This window comes from Flagellimonas alvinocaridis (assembly GCF_965248585.1).
In the GTDB taxonomy this organism is placed as follows: Bacteria; Bacteroidota; Bacteroidia; order Flavobacteriales; family Flavobacteriaceae; genus Flagellimonas; species Flagellimonas alvinocaridis.
Window position 1 is genome coordinate 2,055,537 of sequence record NZ_OZ252111.1, and the last position, 21,956, is coordinate 2,077,492.

14 protein-coding genes are annotated in these 21,956 nt (G+C 41.0%); 5 read left to right on the forward strand and 9 right to left on the reverse strand.

Translation table 11 applies throughout. From position 1 onward, the window contains the following. Positions 1-50 precede the first annotated feature (50 nt). Entirely contained in the window at positions 51-1,169 is a 1,119-nt protein-coding gene (gene dnaN, locus ACP14V_RS09415) for a DNA polymerase III subunit beta (protein ID WP_136567433.1), read from the forward strand. A gap of 53 nt (positions 1,170-1,222) precedes the next feature. Here the strand turns inward: dnaN and ACP14V_RS09420 are convergent, their stop codons facing one another. Further along, positions 1,223-1,582 (reverse strand): DUF4870 domain-containing protein, encoded by a 360-nt coding sequence (locus tag ACP14V_RS09420; RefSeq protein ID WP_272611050.1) that lies wholly within the window; start codon positions 1,580-1,582, stop codon positions 1,223-1,225. Between the two features lie 86 nt (positions 1,583-1,668). Between ACP14V_RS09420 and mnmE the strand changes: the two genes are divergently transcribed. After that, positions 1,669-3,039 (forward strand): tRNA uridine-5-carboxymethylaminomethyl(34) synthesis GTPase MnmE, encoded by a 1,371-nt coding sequence (gene mnmE / locus ACP14V_RS09425; RefSeq protein ID WP_272611052.1) that lies wholly within the window; start codon positions 1,669-1,671, stop codon positions 3,037-3,039. 141 nt (positions 3,040-3,180) lie between these two features. Next, a complete protein-coding gene (locus ACP14V_RS09430; protein WP_272611054.1) occupies positions 3,181-5,907 on the forward strand; it encodes a hypothetical protein in 2,727 nt (908 codons plus the stop codon). A 109-nt stretch (positions 5,908-6,016) separates the two neighbouring features. Here the strand turns inward: ACP14V_RS09430 and ACP14V_RS09435 are convergent, their stop codons facing one another. The 5 genes from ACP14V_RS09435 to ACP14V_RS09455 form a co-directional block, all read right to left on the reverse strand. Then, positions 6,017-6,376 (reverse strand): hypothetical protein, encoded by a 360-nt coding sequence (locus ACP14V_RS09435; protein ID WP_272611056.1) that lies wholly within the window; start codon positions 6,374-6,376, stop codon positions 6,017-6,019. Positions 6,377-6,563: 187 nt separating this feature from the next. Next, positions 6,564-7,883 carry a sigma-54-dependent transcriptional regulator gene (locus ACP14V_RS09440; RefSeq protein WP_272611058.1) on the reverse strand — a complete coding sequence of 440 codons (1,320 nt, stop codon included), beginning with the start codon at positions 7,881-7,883 and terminating at the stop codon, positions 6,564-6,566. A gap of 13 nt (positions 7,884-7,896) precedes the next feature. Then, a complete protein-coding gene (locus ACP14V_RS09445; RefSeq protein WP_272611060.1) occupies positions 7,897-8,985 on the reverse strand; it encodes a sensor histidine kinase in 1,089 nt (362 codons plus the stop codon). Between the two features lie 391 nt (positions 8,986-9,376). Next, positions 9,377-10,081 (reverse strand): response regulator transcription factor, encoded by a 705-nt coding sequence (locus tag ACP14V_RS09450; protein WP_272611061.1) that lies wholly within the window; start codon positions 10,079-10,081, stop codon positions 9,377-9,379. After that, complete coding sequence (locus ACP14V_RS09455; protein ID WP_272611062.1) at positions 10,074-11,348, reverse strand: sensor histidine kinase; 1,275 nt, start codon at positions 11,346-11,348, stop codon at positions 10,074-10,076. Before ACP14V_RS09455 ends, ACP14V_RS09450 begins: the two co-directional genes overlap by 8 nt. 300 nt (positions 11,349-11,648) lie before the next feature. On the opposite strand from ACP14V_RS09455, the gene ACP14V_RS09460 reads away from it, so the two are divergent. Then, complete coding sequence (locus ACP14V_RS09460; RefSeq protein WP_272611063.1) at positions 11,649-12,392, forward strand: tyrosine-protein phosphatase; 744 nt, start codon at positions 11,649-11,651, stop codon at positions 12,390-12,392. Here the strand turns inward: ACP14V_RS09460 and ACP14V_RS09465 are convergent, their stop codons facing one another. Together ACP14V_RS09465 and ACP14V_RS09470 are read right to left on the reverse strand one after the other, a co-directional pair. After that, positions 12,393-17,042, reverse strand: a complete 4,650-nt coding sequence (locus tag ACP14V_RS09465; RefSeq protein WP_424987227.1) for a PKD domain-containing protein — start codon at positions 17,040-17,042, stop codon at positions 12,393-12,395. Positions 17,043-17,225: 183 nt separating this feature from the next. Further along, positions 17,226-18,884, reverse strand: a complete 1,659-nt coding sequence (locus ACP14V_RS09470) for a glucosamine inositolphosphorylceramide transferase family protein (protein ID WP_272610305.1) — start codon at positions 18,882-18,884, stop codon at positions 17,226-17,228. Positions 18,885-19,226: 342 nt separating this feature from the next. On the opposite strand from ACP14V_RS09470, the gene ACP14V_RS09475 reads away from it, so the two are divergent. Next, positions 19,227-20,771: a pectate lyase family protein gene (locus ACP14V_RS09475; RefSeq protein WP_272610306.1), complete on the forward strand. Its 1,545-nt coding sequence runs from the start codon at positions 19,227-19,229 to the stop codon at positions 20,769-20,771. A gap of 50 nt (positions 20,772-20,821) precedes the next feature. Here the strand turns inward: ACP14V_RS09475 and ACP14V_RS09480 are convergent, their stop codons facing one another. Continuing rightward, a complete protein-coding gene (locus ACP14V_RS09480) occupies positions 20,822-21,952 on the reverse strand; it encodes an acyltransferase family protein (protein WP_424987229.1) in 1,131 nt (376 codons plus the stop codon). Positions 21,953-21,956: the final 4 nt, after the last annotated feature.

Consider the following 21,956-nt stretch of genomic DNA (forward strand, 5'->3'; position numbering starts at 1 on the left):
GTTTTCTTGGATTATAGGTCCAACGGACAACACACTAAAGAATTTCTTTGATGAAGTTTATTGTATCCAGTACATATTTATTAAAACAATTGCAGGTTTTGGGAGGAGTTATCAACAATAGCAATACCCTACCCATCCTAGACAATTTTTTGTTCGATTTAAAACAAAGTCAACTTACCGTTTCCGCATCGGATTTGGAAACCACAATGAGTTCGGTGCTTGAAGTAGACTCCGATACCGAAGGCACCATTGCCGTACCGGCCAGATTGTTGTTGGACACGCTAAAAACGTTTCCCGAACAGCCTTTGACCTTTGTTGTGGAGGACAACAATACTGTGGAAATCAGTTCCAACCATGGTAAATATGCCTTGGCGTATGCCGATGGCGCTGAATTCCCCAAGGCTGTGGAAGTTTCCAACCCTAGCTCCACCACCCTTTTGGGAGATGTTTTGGCCACGGCCATCAACAAAACCATTTTTGCCGCCGGCAATGATGATTTAAGACCTGTAATGAGCGGGGTGTTTTTCCAATTCTCCACAGAGAATCTAACATTTGTGGCCACAGATGCCCACAAATTGGTAAAATACCAACGCCAAGACGTAACGGCATCGGAAGTAGCAGAGTTCATCATGCCTAAAAAACCTTTGAACCTTTTAAAAGGAATTTTAGCAGGGTCCGAATCTGAAGTTACAATTGAGTACAATGACAGCAATGCCAAATTTATTTTTGACAATTCGGAATTGATATGCAGGCTCATCGATGGAAAGTATCCAAATTACGAAGCGGTGATTCCAAAGGAGAATCCAAATAAGCTGACCATATCCAGAAATCAGTTCTTAAGTTCTGTACGTCGGGTTTCTATTTTTTCAAACAAGACCACCCATCAAATTCGATTGAAAATTGCTGGGGCAGAGCTTAATATTTCTGCAGAGGATGTGGATTATAGCAATAAGGCCGAAGAGCGTTTGTCCTGTTCCTATCAAGGTGACGATATGCAAATAGGATTTAATTCGCGCTTTTTGGTGGAAATGCTCAACAACCTCTCATCAGATGATGTTGCCCTGGAAATGAGCTTACCCAATCGGGCAGGTATCCTCACCCCTATTGATGGTTTGGATGAAGGCGAACATGTTACCATGTTGGTGATGCCTGTAATGTTGAACAACTAAGTACACAACCTAACTATAAAAAAGGCTGGAATCTTAATTCCAGCCTTTTCTTTTTATAGGAAACGTATGGTCATAAAATTGGAGGGTAACTCGCCATTAGCTGCTTTAACAGCGTTTACAATAGGCAGGACAAATCCTAGGATTCCGACCGCCATAAGCCCCAATAGTCCTATTCCAAAGGCCAAGATTGCGGGAATACTGATTACGAGATAGAGCAATAAACTCAACTGTAGGTTGATTACTGCCTTGCCATGTTCGTCCATACCTTCCACCGTACGGCGCGTGGCCAACCACAGAACTAGAGGAACAATAAATCCACCAACTCCGGTAACATAATGCAATAATTGTGATAAATGTGTAAGGGCCAATAATGTATTGTCCTTTCTAACAACGTTTTGATTGATGACTTCCATTTTTGATTGATTTTGATGATGTACCTTATTAGTGTGACTTCACCATAAAATGTTACAGCCCGCGGTTAATTTGTACTTTTGCCATCATGTTGTACAATGATAACATCGTTGCCCTGGCCACCCCATCCGGAACCGGAGCCATAGCCGTAATCCGAATTTCAGGACCGGATGCTATTTCCATTGCCGATACGCATTTCCAATCCGTAAGAGGAAAAAAACTATCCAATCAAAAAAGCCATACCATTCATTTGGGTCATATTGTAGATAATGGGAAAATATTGGACGAAGTTTTAGTCTCCATATTTAAAGGGCCCAATTCCTACACCGGTGAAAATGTGGTGGAAATCTCCTGTCATGGCTCCCCATACATTCAGCAACAAATCATCCAATTAATTTTAAAGAAAGACTGTCGAACAGCTTCCGCTGGAGAGTTTACGCTTCGTGCATTTTTAAACGGAAAAATGGATTTAAGCCAAGCTGAAGCAGTTGCCGACCTCATTGCCAGTGATAGCGAAGCTGCACATGACATAGCCATGCAACAAATGCGTGGTGGTTTTAGCAATGAAATACAAAAGCTCAGGGAAGAACTCCTCAATTTTGCCTCTCTAATTGAGTTGGAGTTGGATTTCTCCCAAGAAGATGTGGAGTTTGCAGACCGTACACAGTTCAATGCGCTACTGAACCGAATCAGCGAAGTACTTAAAAAATTGATTGATTCTTTTGCATTGGGAAATGCCATAAAACATGGTATACCTGTTGCCATTGTTGGCCAACCCAATGTTGGCAAGTCCACCCTGCTCAACGCCCTACTGAATGAAGAAAGGGCTATTGTAAGCGACATTGCAGGAACCACGCGCGATACGGTAGAGGACCATATCAGTCTTAATGGCATCAATTTTAGGTTTATTGATACCGCAGGAATCCGGGAAACTGAAGATGTTGTGGAGAAAATTGGTATTGAACGTACTTTTGATAAAATTGAGAAAGCTCGCTTGATTATTTTCCTTTTTGATCGGATGGATTTTGACCGTTTGGAATTGGAAAAAATCAAACAAAAATACCCCAATAAGCAACTTCTAGTTATTTGCAACAAAGTTGACCTTCTCACCGAAGAGCAAAAACAAACACTCTCCAAAGAAATGCCCCATCTTCTTTTTCTATCTGCAAAGCAACAAGTGGGTATGGCCGCATTGGAAGAAAAGCTCCTAGATCTTGTTGATTCTGGTGCTTTAAGTGGAGATAGTACTATCATTTCCAACAGTAGGCACTATGATGCCCTGTTGAAAGCTCTTGAGGAAATCCAAAAAGTTAAGGAAGGCATGGATGCCGGACTGGCAAGTGACCTTGTAGCCATCGACATTAAGCAGGCGCTCTTCCATCTTGGTGAAATCACGGGAAGTGTTACCACCGATGACCTATTGGGAAATATCTTTTCCAATTTCTGCATCGGGAAATAACCCTCCCTATTCCGCTATAAAACCATTTGCTTCCAATTAGGTACTACGCTTTTAATATATTCTCCAATTGTATCCCATTAGATATGAAAACACGAACAAATCCTCTATTTTTAAGGCAGTTCCCATAAAAATTAGTAAAACATGCGAGCCATCAGGAACAATTTCAAGCTAGAACTTTTCGCTGTATTTTTCCTATTCCCGTTGTTTTTGATAGCCCAAGCGCAAAGGAGTGTAGATGTTTCGGTGGCCGAAAAGATTTATCTTCAATTAGGTTCCGGTGTTTATGCGAACGATCAAGAAATTTGGTTCAAGGCCATAGTTGTTGATTCTGAAAACCACTTGCCTACTGAAATAAGTGGTGTCCTTTATGTTGATCTGATAGATTTTAATCAAAAAATCATTGATCAAAAATTGGTGAAATTAAACTCGGGGTTGGGGTATGGTTCCTTTCAACTCAACAAAAGTTACCCGAGTGGCCGCTATTTAATTAGGGCCTATACCCAATGGAATCGGAATTTTGGTTCCGATTTCATGTTCGAAGCTTATTTGGATATTGTGTCTCCAGAATTGCGAACAAACCGCTTTCTTGATTCGCTGACAATGACACAAGACAAGTCTGGTAAATTTCTCCTTTCTGCCAAAATCAATCCTTCCATTGTAGGACCCCACAACAAGAACCAAATTCCCATTTACCTTAACTCCAATCAAGGTCGGGATACCATTGAAATCAAAAAAAGCAACGGCATTTTTTCATTGACGTATGAAACACCAATTACTGCAGAATGGATGACCTTAACTTTAGGCGAAAGCGAAAATTATAATCATTCCGAAACGGTACTTCTAAAAAACGCTGTAGATCTGCAGTTCTTTCCCGAAAGTGGAAAATTGGTCCATGGATTCACCAACAAAATTGGTGTTAAAGCTTTGGGAGTGGATGGAAAGGGACGAATTGTTAGCGGTTCTATCATGGACCAGAATGGGGAAACCATATGCAATTTCTCAACCAGCCCATTAGGAATGGGAACTTTTACGATGTTGGCGGACAGCAGTAAAACGTATCAGGCCAAAGTTTTGGTTTCCAATGATACCGTCAACAAAGGTGCGACTTTGCACCCTCTCCCCAAAGTGGTTTCACAGGGCAGTATCATGTCCGTGTCCAAAGTAGGAGAAAAACTCTGGGTACGGGTTTCCAGCAATCAATTGGTCGGTCAAGCATTCATCAAAATTTCAAGTCGTGGAAAAGATTTGTTTTTGATGGAAGGCCCTTTGAAAAATGGGTTCTTGGTCAAAGATCTAGCCTGCGGAAAACTGCCTAACGGGATTCTTGCCTTTACCTTGATGAATTCCCAAAAACAACCTGTAGCCGAACGCCTTTTCTTCAACTTCAGAGAGGATGAAACCTTGAACATTTCAGTAAAAACGGATAAAGCATCCTATACCCGAAGGGAAATGGCAAAATTGCATATAAACATTGATCAACAGGATTCCGGGCCTGTTCCGTTGAATGCTTCAATCCTAATTTTGAATAAAGAACATTTTCAGGAAAAATTGATAAACACCATACAATCCTATTTTTTGCTTGATTCTGAACTTAGGGGTAAAATAGAAGACCCCAGCTACTACTTTCGGGAGCAAACCCCAAGTAGGTTTGAGGATTTGGATGCTTTATTGCTTACCCAAGGTTGGCGAAATTATAAATATCCCATAGAGCGAGAAGGTGTTGCCTTCCATTGGCCAGAGAAAGGCATTGAAGTAAAGGGGTCAGTTTCCATCAACCCTAATAAACAAAAGAATAAGGAACATTTACAGATGGGCTTGGCAACCTTTGGCAAGGAGACCAAGTTCTATTCTACACCTGTAGATAGTTTAGGGAGGTTTGATTTTTTATTGGATGATGATTATGGCGCTACCATTCCGTATATGCTCAGTACGGTAGATTCTAAAGGGGAAAAAGTACATCATAAAATACATGTGAACACCGTAGACCCTCCAAAAATAGGGTATTCAGCAAAGCCTACGTATAGGGCATTGGACTCGGTGGTGAACACTGTGATGGAAGCAGGGAGGGAAAGAAATCGGATTGCTTCCGTATTTGATTCCCTTTATGGAGTCACCCAATTGGACGAAGTAGTGGTTTCCGATCTTTTGATCACCCCTGAACGTGCCCAACTCTACAAAAAATATGGCAAACCGGATGTAATCATCTCTGGAGATGATATTCGTGCTAAAGAAAAGGAATGGTCGTATGGTCTGTACAGTATCCTTTTGTTCAACTATGGTGACCAAATAGCCATTGAGCGATTTCCAGATGGGTTTATGCTGGCCCACGTAAGAGGCGGCAGCAAAGAAGCCACTCTATTGATGGTAGATGGCAAATTACTGGAAAACCATCTGTATGAATATGTGCCCAGTATGTCCCCAGAAATAGTGGAACGGGTGGAACTCATAAAATACGCCAAGTTTTTTAAATCTAGGTACCTTACCGTATTTCCCCAGGCCGACTTATTTGAAATCCCATCCTTGGGTCATATCATCTCCATTACCACCAAGGGCGGGGTAGGTATACAGGCGCCAAACCGCCCTGAACCGGGAACCCTAAAATCCACACTACCACTTTTCTCTCCAATAAGGGAGTTTTATAAACCAAAGTATGATGCCCCTTTAGCCACCAACGATGATAAACCGGATTTAAGGTCTCTCATTCATTGGGAACCATCAGTATTTTTGAACAAAGATGGAAATACCTCTTTGAATTTTTACAATGGTGATATTGTTGGAAAGTATGTAATTATAGTTGAAGCAATTTCAACCGATGGACGCCTAGGATATAAAACAGTGGAGTATCAGGTAAAAGAAAGATCTGACTGATTGGAGGAAAACGTCCATGAAAAAAAGAAGAAAAAGCCCGACCCCATTAACTAACCTTTAAAGCAAACAAATGAGAAACAGGGTCGGGCACAACACATCAATCAATAAACTATATTTTTCTTAGCTCACCTGACGCCATGGCTTCCTTAACATTTGCCGCGACTTGCCAGTGACTTCCAAAAAATCGGCTACCATCTGCTTTTTTTAGCTTGACCAAAAGGGTACCGTCTTTTTTCTCCTTAACCGAAGTGACCGTTACCTTGTTACCTTCTACACGTTTATAGTTAGCCAATCCACCACGCTTGATGATCAAATTGGGTTTTGGAAAGTCTATATGTTGATACTGGGCCGCATCCGGTCTCCCAATCTCAAAGGTGTCCCCTACTTCAATTTCTGCTTTGTTTGAAGATTGGGCATAAAGTCCCATAGCACAAATTGAAAATGTAAATGCTAAAATGTATTTTTTCATAATAGGTATAATTAAGATAAATAAGCTTGCTTTTTGTTCCAGTAAGGCAAAGGGCGTGCCTAAATTTTAAAGCGATTTTCTGAAATATGTAACGTGCTGAAAAACAGAAGTATAAATAACTGAAAATTCAATAACCGTAAAAATAAATTGGGGAATTTTTACCCGCATGGTACTTTTTTACCCGGTATCATTTGAGCTTTTCCCGAAGTGTCTTGCGGTCAATTTCCAATATTTGGGCCGCTTTGGTCTTGTTGTTCCCCGTGGCGATCAACACTTTTTCTATGTACTCTTTTTCCATTTGTCTCAACGGTTTCAGAGGCTGTTCTGGAAAATCTATCCTGAATTTCACTTGTTCGGGCAAGTGTTTTGCGGTAACCTGTCCATCACTCATGATGACCGCCCTTTGTACCACATTCTCCAATTCCCTTATATTTCCAGGCCACGCATAGCGTTTAAGTATTTCAAGGGCATCAGGGGTAATTCCAACCAAACGGTCTTTGTATTCCACTCCATACTTTTGAAGAAATCTATCTACCAAAAATGGAATGTCGGACATTCTGTCCCTTAGTGGTGGAACGGTTATGGAAACCACGGTTAACCTATAGTAAAGATCTTCCCTAAAGTGTTTTTTTTCAATAAGCTCATCCAAACTGGTATTGGTGGCTGCAATGACACGGACATTCAATTTTTCAGGTTTTTGGGAGCCTACCTTGGTTACTTCCTTTTCTTGTAATACCCTAAGTAGTTTTCCTTGCACAGCCATGGATGCATTACCAATCTCATCCAAAAAAATAGTACCATTATTGGCTGCCTGAAAGAAACCGTTCCTGGTCTCATAAGCGCCGGTAAAGGCTCCTTTGGTATAGCCAAACAATTCAGCTTCCAAAAGGTTTTCAGGGATGGCCCCACAATTCACCGCAATAAACGGGGCCCTCGCAAATCTACCGGAATAATGTATGGATCGCGCCACAAGTTCTTTTCCTGTTCCACTTTCACCCTGAACTAAGATTGTGGCATGATTGTCTTTTACCCTTTCTATGATTTCCACCACATTTTTAAAGGCAGCTGATGCTCCAATCATTTCCCCATATCCGTGCTGTTCTCTGGGTGCTACTTTTTTTATGGGGTTCTTGGGTTTAGCACCTTCCAAGGATTTTTTTACGGCCTCGGCCAATTCAGTTTTGGTGAATGGTTTGGTAATGTATTCGGTTGCCCCGGATTTAATGACACTCATGGCATCATCAATGGAAGGGAAGCCCGTTACCACCAATTTGGGAATATCGGGATAATGTTCGGCCATATACTTGATCAGTTGAATTCCATTGATATCTGGCATATTAATATCGGTGATCAATAAGTCTATGGCGGTATCCTTCAAAATATAAAGGGCCTCCTTAACAGATACCGCACTGTAGGTATGGTACTGCATGGAAGTGAGGTGCCTTTGCAATAATTCCAAGATTTGGATGTCATCATCCACCAACAATATGTTTTCCTTCTTCAACATCGTATTTGCTATATTATTTAGGGAATTCTATGGTAAAAATAGTGCCTTTAGGACGGTTTGGGGCATGATCTATGGTTCCCTGATGGCTTTTTACAATCCCGTGCACCACGCTAAGCCCCAGTCCACTACCCTCTCCCACAGGTTTTGAGGTAAAAAAGGGGTCAAACACATTGTCTGCTTTCTCCTCCGGTATACCAATACCTTCATCTGAAATTTTCAACACCACTTTTTTACGCTCCTCAAGAACTTCCACAACTATGGTGCTATTTGGGGGTGAAAAATATATGGCATTCATTATTAGGTTGAAAATTACCTGGGTAAGTTGAATTTTGTCAATTTTTAAAACAATCCGCTCTTTACTCACTACCAAGTCGCAACCTATCTCACTTCTATTAAGGGTAGTCCTTAAAAGATCTATGGCATCCTTGATGATTGGAACAATATTTAGACTCGTTCTTTCTTGAGGCATTTCGCAGGCAAAAAACATTAGTTTTTTAACCACTTCCCTAGAGAATATCGCATTGGAAATAATCTTGTCCAAATCCTTTTCGGCATGGACATCACCTTCAATGCGTTCCTTTAGCAGTTCTGCAAACCCAAGAATGTTGGCCAGCGGTGTGTTAAGTTCGTGGGCTATGCCCGCTGTAATCTCACCTAGAATACGCAAACGGTCAGCTTGCTCCACTTGCCTACGAATACCTGCCTGATTTTCCTTGATTTCCTTTCGCTCCAAGAGATTCCCAACCTCCATGCAAACATTGTCCAATAACCGTTGTTCCTCAACTAAAAAATCCGCAAGCGAATATTTATTCGAAGGATAGCCCACTTTTATGGTTCCTTCCTCTTCATTGAATACTCTAATAGTGGATTCTAGGTAGACACATTGGCCCATCCCATCAGATGTAGCAATATTCATGGTAGATGTCCGTAATTCAACGCAGGTATCCTCATCAAACTGAAAAGCACGTTGAAGACAAAATAAAATTGCACGCAAGACCTCTTCAATCTGATCATAATCACAATTAACGATCAAAGAGGTCACCTCATACAAACAGGTAAGTTCCTTGATCCGTTCCCTAAGTTTTTCTTCAGCTGTATGCAAGACATTTACTTTCTATGCAAATTACTAATTTCCTATCTACAAATTAAAGTGCTTCCTTAAGGAACCATGGAGCTTATGAATCTATACCTGTAGTATTCAATTTTTGAATTTCCATATCGGCTGCTTTAATCAAACATTCTAGGTATTCCGAATCTTTTTTAGGACATTGGTGAGATAACTGGTATTTCGAACTTTCGATAAGTCTCTGACAATAGGCAATTTGCTCATTGACCGGTAACTGGGATATGGTTTGGTTAAAAAGTCTATCAAGATGGGCCAATGGTTCTTTGGTTGAATTGCTACGTAAAAATTTAAACATTTAGTTAAGCGGTTGGTAGGATTATCCAAAACAAGCAACAAAAACCAAGCCACGTAGTTTCTTTTAAAGAAATTATTTTTCTTCTCCCACGCGAAGCATGAACCCTCTTCTGTTTACATTTACGATACTTATCCTGGAATCCCTTCCCAAATGTTTCCTTAAATGGGAAATAAAGACATTAAGGCTCTTTTTATTGAAATAATCATTCTTGTCCCAAATTGTGGTCAAGATTTCTTTATGTGTACAAAGTTGGTTTTTATTCATGGCCAACAGGGTCAATAGGTCAAATTCCTTCCCTGTAAGTTTTATGTTTTCCCCTTTATACTTTAGTTCGAAGGTATCTGTATCCAAAAAATAGTCCCCTATGATGTATGTGGTTGTTTTTCCCTGTTCCGACCCAGATGCCACCAATCTGGAGAGCAAGGCATTAATCCGGACCACCAGCTCTTCTTCATCTATGGGTTTTTTCAAATAATCCACCGCGCCAAGGGAAAAACCTTTAAGTACATCAATCTTTAAGGAGCGTGCGGTAAGAAACAAAAATGGCAAATTTGGGTTGATGGTCTTTATTTTCTGCGAAAGTTCAAAACCGTCCATATCCGGCAACATCACATCCAATATGGCCAAATCAAAAAAATTGGTTTTAACATTTAAGAGCGCTTCCTTTGCGTTTTTTGCCCAGAGTACCTCAAAACCCTTCATTCCCAAGTATTCCGAAAGTAGGTAACCCAAAGAAGCATCATCCTCAACCAATATTAATTTATATGTTTCATCCATTTTTAATCAAGTTAAACGAAAGGATAAATGTGGTTCCTTCCCCAAGTTTGCTTTCTACCTTAATCTTGCCGTGATGCATTTTCACAATTTTTTGCACATAAGACAATCCTATGCCGTATCCTTTTACCTTGTGAAGATTTCCGTTTTCCACTCTATAGTATTTTCTGAAAATTCGCTTGCTGTCCTTTTCAGAGATGCCATGCCCATTATCTGAAATAGCAATGTTCAATTTTCTCCGTTGAATGGTTGCCCTTAATTTAATTTTAGGGCTATCCGAGTACTTTTTTGCATTTTCCAGAAGGTTTCCAATAGCATTTTCCAAATGAAATTTTTCGGCACGGATTTGATAAGGACCGTCATCTAGCGTGTACAAAAATTCCAACTCTTCGTATTCAGAAAGCATTTTGAAATCTTCACAGATACGTTCCAGTTCCGGTTTAAAATCCAGCATTTCAAACTGCATAAGTTTTTTCCCTGATTCCAAACTGGACAATTCCAAAACTTTATCTATGTGCTGTTTTAATCTATCGGTCTCCCTCCTTATCAACTCTAAAACTGGTTTTTTATCTTCGGAAAGGCCCTCCTCCAAAATTTTACTTGCCAACCCAATTGAAAATACGGGAGTCTTTAGCTCATGGGTAAGGTTGTTGATGAAGTCATTGGTTGTAGTGATAATGCTACTTTGCCAATAAAAAGACCTAAGTACCCAAATCACCACTATTATTATGGCCACAATGAACAATAACCCTGGTAGGGTAAGACCGTTTAATTGTCTATAAAAATACGTGTTGATGTCTTCGAAACTCAACTCCAAAACAACATCCTTTTGTATATGTTCCGGAAGATACCCTTCAATTTTTATGGGATAAGTGAGTATACCATCTCCTTTTAGATGAGGTTTTTCAGATGCGATAAATTGAGTGGAGTCCCTAGCATATAAAGCATAGGTGAATGGCGCATCTATTCCTGACACTCCAAGTTGATAGGCTATATAATCGTTAAGATAGTAGCGGGAAGCCCTTTCCAAACTATCCAAACCAATATTTACTTCTGATGTATCCTTGGTAATGGCATTGACCAACGTATAGGACAATGGGTTAAGCTCGGAAAGCTCTGTGTTGATGTTTACCCGTACTTCATCTATTTTTTTTGAAAATTGTACACGGGCCAAACCTAAACCAACCCTTAAGTACTGGTATTGAACTACCAAAAGGCCAATTACGGATACAACAAAAACAGCGACATATACGTTTCTCTTTGTCAGCATATTGCGAAATAAGTAAAAAAACACCAGCAATTTACCCGTTGGTTAAGTAGATTAATCTTTCATTAATCTTTTTGTTTTTTTGTTAATCATATGTAATGGGAACATCCCATATTTTTACGTTTGAGTTTAGTTAATAAAAAAAGGTTCAAATACCTCCTTTAAAGTACTTCTAAGGTCAATCGTTGGATTGGCCTTTTTTTTGTACAGTTTCCTTAAGTGCAATAGCGATGTAAAAGTCCTTTGTAAATCAGACAACATCAATTTATCATATCCCTTATCTTTGTTTTCCAAATTTTAGGCATGTTTCATTTTTTTCAGAAAAAAATTTTCTTGGCCGATTATCTTCATGGGCTCGTAGATATACATAACCATATTCTTCCCGGTATTGACGATGGGGCGAAAACAGTCAACAAATCTGTGGAACTGTTACGAGGTTTTTCCGATTTAGGAGTAACTGAATTTATATGCACCCCCCATATCATGCACAATTATTACAACAATACAGAGGAAACCATCCTATCGGCCCATACGATGCTAAAAGAGCATCTAAGCAAAGTGGACTCGTTGGAAGTCTCTTTGGATTTTGCTGCGGAGCATATGATCGATGATAACTTTGAACATCTTCTATCCACAAAAAAAGTACTCCCTATTAAAGGGGAATATTTACTCATAGAAATGTCTTATCTACAACCTAGTATCAATTTTGATGTTTCTATTGAAAAAATCACAAAAGAGCGTCTTTTTCCAGTTTTGGCCCACCCTGAAAGATATCTCTACTTGAAACCCAAAAAAGATGAGTACATACGTTATAAACAGAAAGGCGTACACTTTCAACTCAACCTATTGTCTTTGGGTGGACACTATGGTGTGGATGTACAGAAAATTGCACACAGTTTGCTAGATTCCGGAATGTATGAATACGTAGGGTCAGATGTACATAAGATGCATCATATTGAGGCACTCAAAAGTGTAAAGCTAAATGAGCGCCTCCTGAACAAAGTTTTACCCGTTTTGGAAAATACCAAATCAACTTTTGGTTCCTAATCATTTCTTTAATATTAAAGAATGACTGGTGAGATGGTTTGATGAACTTACTAGAACCCTATAAATACCGTCTTGGAAAAAGTAGAGCGATTCCAATTCAATTTCGCCAGGAAAATTTGGAAACTCTTTTTCAAATATCAGCCTGTTTGAAGTTCCATAGATCATAACTCTCACGGTTTCACCCACCAATTCGTAATTCGATATTTTAAAGTAACCACTTGTTGGGTTCGGAAATATTCTAGTTCCCAAACTTTCCAAAGAATTAAAGGTAAATCCACCACTGCTTTGATCTACCTGACCAGTTGAAATTCCAGAGCGACCCGCTAAGGTATCAGGCAGCACGGTAAGGTTTATTGTAGTTTCACACCCTTCAGATGAAAGCAACACATAAGGTCCACTATGGGAAACCGTTACCGGCCCCAAATTGAAATCATCTCCAACAACAGTCCCATCAGCAAGGGTTACTGTAACCCCAACCGTATTCGGTAAAATACTGAACATTACCTCTGTCCCTTCCACAACGGTCAGATCATTCAATCCACTTGACCAAACACCATCAAGACGGTATTCTGGAATTATGGTTCCTGTTTCACAATAATTTGGATCCGTAACCACAATTCCAATCGTACTTGAATCCACTCTACCCTCCCCATCCTGTACGGTAAGGGTGGCCGTATAGCTTCCCGGTGAGGAATAGGTGTGGACGGGGTCCGCCAAGGTGGAGCTGCCACCGTCTCCAAAGTCCCAACTGTGCGACACCACCCCCACATCGTCCGTGGAGCCACTGCCCGTAAAACTGACCTCCAACGGCGAATTGCCCGTCAAAGGGCTCGCCGTGGCAACCGCTACCGGGGCCGAATTGCCACCACTGGAACTGCCCCCGCTGACCGTAACATTGTCCAGGACCGCATCCGCCAGCACTCCGTTCTTGTGTGAGGTAACCGCCAGGCCAACATACACACTGCTCCCCATCGGGATCTGTCTGCTGCCCAACAGGGACCAATCCGTTCCATTGGCCGAAGCATAACCGCTAAAGGTGTCCCCTTCCCTCACCAAACGAACATAATAGGGCATGCCCACATGGACAGGGCCCAGATTGTGCCCGCTGGAGGTCATCGTGCCACCATCAACACTGCGGTGCTGTAGCGTATAACCAGGACCGGAACCATAGCTCGGGTCCGGGGAGACCGACATCAGGGCCATTGCCGAGTTCCCGGACAGGTTGTTGCGGACCATGACACCGGCCTTGGCCCAATTGTCCGTATTCGACAGCGACACCACCCGGGCGCTGATCTCAAGGTCGCCCTCCAGTTGTTGGTACACATAATGGAAGCCATCGCTGGAACCCCAGATATCCGCCCCCGAACCGCTCACCTCATAGGTCTGGCCATCAGAACAGGCACTGCCGCCCGCAAGGACCGAGCCCACATCCGAGTTCGACCAAGGAGCCGAAAGTGCGGTGCACTCGCCCGGGGTGCCCTCCTGGGTCACCGTGATGGAGACCGTGTCAACATCCGTTTCGCCTTCCCCGTCCTCTACGGTTAGGGTGGCGGTATAGCTTCCCGGTGAGGAATAGGTGTGGACAGGGTCCGCCAAGGTGGAGCTGCCACCGTCACCAAAGTCCCAACTGTGCGACACCACCCCCACATCGTCCGTGGAGCCACTGCCCGTAAAACTGACCTCCAACGGTGGATTGCCCGTCAAAGGGCTCGCCGTGGCAACCGCTACCGGAGCCGAGCCCCCACCTTCAGAAGTTACTTGCAACGTTAAAGTCACTGTACACCCTTCACTACTGGTAAGCAAATAATCACCACTATCAGAAATATCTACATTGCCTAAATTATAATCATCCCCCACAACCGTACCATTTGGTAACGTAATGGAAACTCCCAAAGTATTGGGTAAAATACTCAACATTACCTCTGTGCCTTCCGCTACGGTAATATGATCGCTTCCACTTAACCACTCGCCATCTAGGCGATATTCTTGAATCACTTGAGTAGTACCTGGTGGGCAATCTGTAGAGGAGGGTATTTCCGTGTTCAGATTCACTACCGTTGGACATCCATCTGCCGTGGTAAGAACAAACTTTCCATAATTGGTAGGGTCTACCAGTCCATTATTTCTTTCAGGATTACCAAAGTTGTACACATAGGTATCAATCTGATACGCATTGAAGGCATTGTGATTTGATAAATCGTCCACAGAGCTGAATGTAGGTCCATCTTTCTGGGGAGTGGTCAAAAAGTATTCTCCGGAATAGCCCTTGGCTCTAATATATACCGTTTCACCATCAGAAACCTCAATGTTATTTCCTTCAATCCAAACACCATTATTTCCTATCATGTATTCTGCCACGATGCTATTCTGGGAACAATCTGCAAGATTGGGATTGTTTTGCAATTGCCCTTGTAGGTATTGGGAAACAATTTCGTTTCTTGAAAGAACGCGATTGTATACCTTAAGTTCGTCTATTCGTCCATCCAACTCATCCGTTACGCCACTACCATTATAATTGCCGGAAGGGTTCTGTAGTCTTTGATAAAACCCAGAAGTTGTAAAAGTGGAAAAATTGGATTCATTTGGATTTAGGATGAAATTTCCCTGAACGGGCATGCGGCTAATTTCTACACCATTGGCGTACAATATGGCATTATTTCCATCGTACGTAGCCGCAACATGAACCCATTGACCGGGAGGTGAATACCCTGCATAGCAGCTTGCCTCTCCTCCCGTATCTGTTGGAAACTCCCATTTGTAGAGACTATTGTGGAATCCAAAGAAAATGGATGGGTAATCATGACTGAAAATGCCCACATTGTGCTGCACTTCATCTCTATTCACCCATGCCATGAGGGTAATTTTATTGGTTAGGGCACCCATTGATTGCGAATGTGAAACTTCTCCAATAGTATTGCTTTGAAACTCATATCCATCTGTTTCCATTGCTCCACCAAACAAGCCTTGACCCCAATTATCGCTGCTTGGGTTCTTAATGCCCAAGTTATTATCCGTATCAAAAAATGAGAGGTCATTTCCGAAACTGGAACGATCAAAAGACATTGTGCCTTGACCTTCATCAAAACCAATATCCAAGATTAAGCTCTGATCTTGATTATTGGCCACATTTGCTCCAATTTGTATGGTTTCGGCTATGGAGGGAACCCCATTACCATCCAATGCAAAAAGCATATAGTACCCTGGTGGCAGAAGGTTGTTTCCTGGAATATTTACATTGTACGCCCCTTGGGATTGTGTGTGACTAACTGGAATTCTTCTCTGCTCATTATTGGTGCTATGTGTAGCAGATGAAAATCTAATCAAACAGAATTCTTGAATATTGGCACTTCCCGAAACATTGATTCCTGTATTGTAATTTGCTTTGTCCGGAGCACTAATTATGGGCCTGGCGGCCAAAGAGCCATTACCATTGAAAAGATAAGGTGGACTGTAGATCTCTGCATCAAAATGGTTTACACAACCCGGAGTACTGTCACAAAGACCTCCGCCCCCAACAAAGACCCGACCATCTGTCATTAAAATAGCTACGCTATGATAGGTCCTAGGCGTTACCATTCCGGCAACCGCACGCCACGTATTGGTTGAAGGATTATATAATTCAGCAGTAAGTCTTGACCCTATATCTGAAAACACTTCTGCCCTATCAAGTCCTCCGGTGACCAAAACATCACCATTGGGAAGGACTGTGCTGTTGTGCATGGTCCTGGAAAAGGAAAGCTGTCCAGCATTTGTAACATTGGGTGCTGTGCCATAAGGAACGTTTATATCGATGACATAAGCATTATTTTTGGCTGGATGACCACTGGAATAAGATTCAGAACCACCCACTTTCAAAATTTTGTCCACATCGAACATTACCGTGGTTCCTTTCATGGAATACGAATCATTGGATCGTTGACCCGCGCTCACGATACTCCCATTTCCCGAAACATCGATCCAATGCATCAATTCGCTCGGTCCAGCATGAAAAAGGCCTCCGTTGGACGCAGGCCATAACCAAGCATGGTTATCCGCTCTGTAAACACCTTCCGATTCAGTGGAAAGATCTCCCCCTGTGTAAATATCATCACCATCGATCCCAGATAACACAACCCATCCTGTACTCTCCGTCCATATTTCAGCATCCCGTGCCCCAGAGTTTCCGTTGCCACTCCAAGACCCCCCTAAAGTAAATACAGAACCATCTGATAAAGTTACATTGCCTTGATATCCTCGAGGGATGTTCATATCGTCTGCCACTTCCCATAGGCCTGTTACGGGGTCATAAATGCTCGTACGCTCACTGGAAGAACCTCCTGCCGACAAAATACGACCATCTGGAAGGTTATTAATGCCCGGGCAAAACATGTCATGATTTGTGTTGGCTGTAAATTCGCCCAATGCTTGCCCATGGGTGCCTATAAATGGATCGAATATTTCCGTGAAGGTAGCCCCATCTTGTCCCCCAAAGGTATCCCTGAATTTTGAAGACCAGGTAATGAGCCTGCCGTCGGGCAAATTAGCCACAGCCACAGGCACAATTCCAAACCCAACGGGATCACTCCATTGACCGTCTTGAGTTGGATTTTGGGTATAGACAAAATGAAAGCTGCAGATAGCAAGAATTGCTATATACGCACTCTTTTGCATGGTTGAAAAGGTTGATTTAGTTTAAAAAAACGGGGAATTTTCTTAAAGCTACTCAATAGTCGAGCGCATAAAAATCCAGCAGTTGTGAATTTCGACAAAACACCAGTTTTATCGTTAAACGGATTTCAGGGATCACAATATTATGAAAACAGCTTCGTTGCCCTTATTTCCCAAAAAAGCATACTAAAACCTATTTCTCTTGATCATTGCATCAATGACCGTAAGTCTGTTTTTGGAATTAAGCGTGTGTGTGGCCAAGAGGTCTTTCTCCCAATTGGGATAAATGGATTGCTCTTCCATTTCTTCATACTCCGTTTCGGTAAGTTTGGTAATCTTGCTCAACGTCATTCCGTGGCCATACCTTTTGGCGCAGTTTTGACCCGGTCTGTACAGATTACCATGGTATTCAATAACATTACCTGCCGGCCTGGCTTTTTTGACATCTGAAACGACAGGATTCATTGGATGCTCCTTCCATTCATTAAACAGGTCGTCTGCATAGAACAGGAAAAGTTCATCCCATGTAGAAGCTCCTTCATTGGTTCTGACATTGGCAAACATCCAATATTTTCCATCATATTGAAAAATTGTGGCATCATATGCACTGATGTTATCCAGAAGTACTTTTTTAAGTTTCCATTTTAGTGGGAATTCTTCGCACTCATAAAGCTCAACAGTATTATTATCAGCACTTTCGGGAATCATGTATATTTTGTCCCCATCTTCAAACAGGAAAGGGTACGAAAGATGGTAATCGGTTTCCAAAACCAATTTACAGTCTCCCACCATTCCCTTTTCATTTAACTCAATAACAGATATTACTCCTTTTCCCTTTTTGTAGATGTATTCTTCCAGAAACACAAAATACTTATTGTCCTTTACCGCAATGAAAGGATCTGCCCAAAAACGATCTCTAGGAGGAACCAACCTCTTGAACCTAAAAAATGACTGTGATATTTTATCCTGCTTTTCAAACTTATAGAGTAAAATCCACTGATCCAAAACAAAAAGTTCCCTTATCTTTTCTTTAATGGTATGCCATATTCTTTTTGTTATGTATTTCACCATGGTGAAATTCCCTGGAGTTATAAAAAGCTCATTATAATAAATGCTGGGCTTGTTGTTAAGTGGTGAAACACTTTTAAAAAAGTCTTTTTCCCCCATTTCATAAAGTTCTTTCAACTTTCTTGGGATAAAGGATTTTGCTTTCCAATAATAGTTGTTCCTGTTCCTTTGGATACTAGACTTATCAGTGGATGAATAGGATTCAAAAAGTTTCACTCCTCCATCCAAATCTTCAGTAAGTATCTGCAATATTACCCCTGTTTCATCCCAACCTTTAATAACTTCCCAAACTCCCGCAGGACCGCCCCTATTTACATTATTGTCCCCATGATGGTAAGACCATACACCATACTTGGAGCATTTTAGGATGTTACCCCTTAAAATTCTAAATCCAAAGCGTAAGAGGACATCCAACTTGTAGTCTTTTATTTTGGCTATGTCTTCCTCTACAACCCTATCACTAAAAGCGGTTTCGGTGGTCTCAACTGTCAACTCAGGGACAGAAACGGTTTCCCTAATGTCTTTGGGTTCAAACGCATCCGGAGAAAGGCTTATCAACCTTTGCTCAAGTTTCATATATTGTTCATACAAAAAAACCCGGCCGTATTTCTTTAATTTTTCAGAGAAAGTATCTTGGGTTGTTTTACCTACCTTTTTTTTTACCAATACGGTTATCTCTGCATAAGGAGAGTTCACCAATTCTTGTAGTATGCTGTTTTCCCAAGAGGAAATTTGGTATTGGTCTATCAACACACCAATCTTTAGTTTTTGCTTCATTTTTTGGTTGATCTCTTATTGAAAATATGGTTCAAGACAGTGGTTGTTTGCTCCGAATTGCTAATTGTATCATGCCAATTTCAATCAAAAATTTAGTGTAGTTCATCGAAAAAGACATGAAAATTGTTAAATAAAGTTAAAAGGAAAATCCATAGTTCGTAATCGGTTCGTACAAGGCTTTGTTCACAATTTTTAGTAACAAAAAGACAGTTAAAAAGTTAAAAAAGGTGGTGTGCTGTGCATTTCATCGAAAAATCATGTGTTTTTATCGATTTAATTTTTTTACGAATTAAATTTACGCCCCGTGATGAAGTCTCGAACGCCCCACAAATCTAGTTATTTATGAAAAAACCTCAAAGATTACTGATGAGCATTTTCTTAACCTACTTTCTGCTTATTACTTTTTCATCATGCCAAAAGGACGAGGATTTATTTACTCAAGCCATTGACGAAGAAATAGAGGAGGCCGTACAAGAAGAAAATAAAGATGACAATGCCGTAGATGCACCAGATTCCGATACTGACCCCATATTGGATGATGAGGTTTCTTATGGTGTTTTGGCATTCCCTTCCGCCGAAGGGGCCGGTGCTTATGCTACCGGTGGCCGTGGTGGAAAGGTTTTAGTTGTAACAACCCTTGCGGATAGTGGTGAGGGATCATTTAGATGGGCCATTCAACAAAGTGGTCCTAGAACTATTGTTTTTAATGTTTCCGGTGAAATTGAACTCCGTAGCAGTATTGTGCTTAGTGGTTCTGAACACAGTAATTTAACCATCGCAGGACAAACTGCCCCGCAAGGAGGAATCACCATCAAAGGGGCTCCGTTACAGTTTTACAGTGTCCAAAATGTTGTGATACGATATCTAAGGGTTAGACCTTTCAATTCGCAAGGTGCTGGTGAAGGAAATGATGCCATTACCTGTATGGGTTGCCGTTATGTGATCTATGATCACCTTTCTGTTTCAGGAGGTGGAGATGAAACCATAGATTTTTGGCACTTTGGAGGTTCACAATCTGGCAATGTTACCGTACAACGGGTTCTAACAGGCGAAAGTCAGAATGGAGGTTTGGCCGGTGGTGAGCAAAATCCAGATGTTTGGAGAACTTTGACTTATTTTTCATCGCACCACAATCTATCCATTCACGGATATAATAGAATGCCCTCGAATGCGGCTGGTGGTACCCACGAATATGTAAACAACCTAATTGGCAACTGGAAATTTAAACTTATCAGTGCCGAATGCAATGCAAGGGTAAATCAAATCAACAATTACTATAGACCTGGAGCCACTTCCAATACCAGTAAAGGAAATGGACTTAACATGTTAAGTGTAAAATCAGGTCACGACGTAAAAGTTTATGCCTCGGGTAATTACTATGAAGGTATGAATTTTGCCAACCAAGATAACCGAGATGGATGGACGATAACCATAAATGGACAAGCTGTAAGCCCTCCCAACCCTTGGGAAAGTTATTTTCAAAGCAGTCCGTTTAGCATAGAAGGGGTTCCTGTTACCGTAACCTCTGCCAGTGAAGCCGTAAATGATGTGACAGGCGATGTTGGAGCCAATAAATACCTAAAAGCTGATGGTTCTTATGGGACTTGGCAAGATGATTTGGATAAAGAATATATCAGTGATTTCCTAAACGACACCTACACCAACTGCAAAGGTTGTAGTGGATTTGTCTGGTATGATGGTGGAAGCTATGCTTACCCTAACATTCCAACCAACCAAAGAAGCAGTGATTACGATTCTGATTTGGATGGTATGGCGGATATTTGGGAAATGGCCAATTTTGGAACCTTGAATACTGGGGCCAATGATGATGCCGACCAAGATGGCTATACCAATTTGGAAGAGTTCTTGAACATGGTTGATAGATAGAAACTAAAAAAAGACTTTATTATTCCATCAAAAATAAAACTAAAGGAGGCTTAAGCCTCCTTTAGTTTTTTAGTAGTCTTTTTTCCAATCTTCCCATACTTCTGGCTAAGGACCATAAATGGTTTTTCAACCAAAAGATAGTACCCTGTAATCACAACAATTGAAAGTGGAACAAAAATCAAAGCTTGGGAAATAAAGGTAAATTCATAAGAATCAATAAAAGTAAGTCTATCCGAAAAGATCTTCATCACCAAATGGTAAAACGGAAAGTGAAGCAAATACAATGAATAAAACATTCCCCCTATGACCGTGACCCAATTGTTGGTCATTACCTTTTTCAAAATAGAGAGGTTGAAGGACGATATCAATATCAAGAATAAACTAAGTGTTCTTAGCATCCAATCGCCAAAAACAAAGAAAAACAGGAACAGATTTACCACAAAAAAGATATCCCATACCCAAAATCTTTCAAACTTAACATTCTTATATACATCCGCTGCTATTATCCCGGCAAGGAAATACCTCAAGTAGTCATTTAAATCCAAATCCGGGGTAACATCCAAATGTAAAGAAAGCATCAACATTAAGAAATAGAGGAAATAACGCCAAACTGCTTTGTTTATGAAACAGAAACCTAGAATGAAAATTGGCATCAATAGATAGAACTGCACCTCAATTTCTAAACTCCATGCCGGAGGAAGAATGTATGAATAGGAGTGGTAAGCTAGATTGTGCACATAAAAAAATGAGGCCACATAACGATCCCATAAAAAAGCAAAGTCATGTTGTCCCATTATAAAAAGGTGTACCAAAAAGAACACTGAGATCGCAATAAGATAGGGCGGTTCAATTCTGATAAGTCTACGCAGAAAATAACTCCTAAAGTCCAACTCCTTTATTTTTTTTCCAAGAAAAGGAAGTGCAAGGATAAATCCACTAATACCAAAAAACAGTTCCACTCCCAGATTTCCTTGATACATAACATACCGAAGTAAACTTTCACTTTCAATCAGCTCGCGATCAAAATTGGTGTTGTATTCCAAAAAAGCTTGGCTACAGTGCGCAAACATTACAGGAAGTATGGCAAAAAACCGTAAAGCATCGATCTCTGGGATAAATCTTTGTGAAGATTTCCTCCTAAGAAGATCAATGGCGTTTTGTCTAAATAGTTTGAACTTCATGACA

Excerpts from the sequence above, each read along its gene's own strand:
- ACP14V_RS09430 (WP_272611054.1), top strand. The coding sequence starts at position 3,181 with ATGCGAGCCATCAGGAACAATTTCAAGCTAGAACTTTTCGCTGTATTT.
- ACP14V_RS09465 (WP_424987227.1), bottom strand. The coding sequence starts at position 17,042 with ATGCAAAAGAGTGCGTATATAGCAATTCTTGCTATCTGCAGCTTTCAT.
- ACP14V_RS09480 (WP_424987229.1), bottom strand. The coding sequence starts at position 21,952 with ATGAAGTTCAAACTATTTAGACAAAACGCCATTGATCTTCTTAGGAGG.
- ACP14V_RS09420 (WP_272611050.1), bottom strand. The coding sequence starts at position 1,582 with ATGGAAGTCATCAATCAAAACGTTGTTAGAAAGGACAATACATTATTG.
- ACP14V_RS09470 (WP_272610305.1), bottom strand. The coding sequence starts at position 18,884 with ATGAAGCAAAAACTAAAGATTGGTGTGTTGATAGACCAATACCAAATT.
- ACP14V_RS09460 (WP_272611063.1), top strand. The coding sequence starts at position 11,649 with ATGTTTCATTTTTTTCAGAAAAAAATTTTCTTGGCCGATTATCTTCAT.
- ACP14V_RS09475 (WP_272610306.1), top strand. The coding sequence starts at position 19,227 with ATGAAAAAACCTCAAAGATTACTGATGAGCATTTTCTTAACCTACTTT.
- ACP14V_RS09455 (WP_272611062.1), bottom strand. The coding sequence starts at position 11,348 with ATGCTGACAAAGAGAAACGTATATGTCGCTGTTTTTGTTGTATCCGTA.
- dnaN (WP_136567433.1), top strand. The coding sequence starts at position 51 with ATGAAGTTTATTGTATCCAGTACATATTTATTAAAACAATTGCAGGTT.
- ACP14V_RS09440 (WP_272611058.1), bottom strand. The coding sequence starts at position 7,883 with ATGTTGAAGAAGGAAAACATATTGTTGGTGGATGATGACATCCAAATC.
- ACP14V_RS09435 (WP_272611056.1), bottom strand. The coding sequence starts at position 6,376 with ATGAAAAAATACATTTTAGCATTTACATTTTCAATTTGTGCTATGGGA.
- ACP14V_RS09450 (WP_272611061.1), bottom strand. The coding sequence starts at position 10,081 with ATGGATGAAACATATAAATTAATATTGGTTGAGGATGATGCTTCTTTG.
- mnmE (WP_272611052.1), top strand. The coding sequence starts at position 1,669 with ATGTTGTACAATGATAACATCGTTGCCCTGGCCACCCCATCCGGAACC.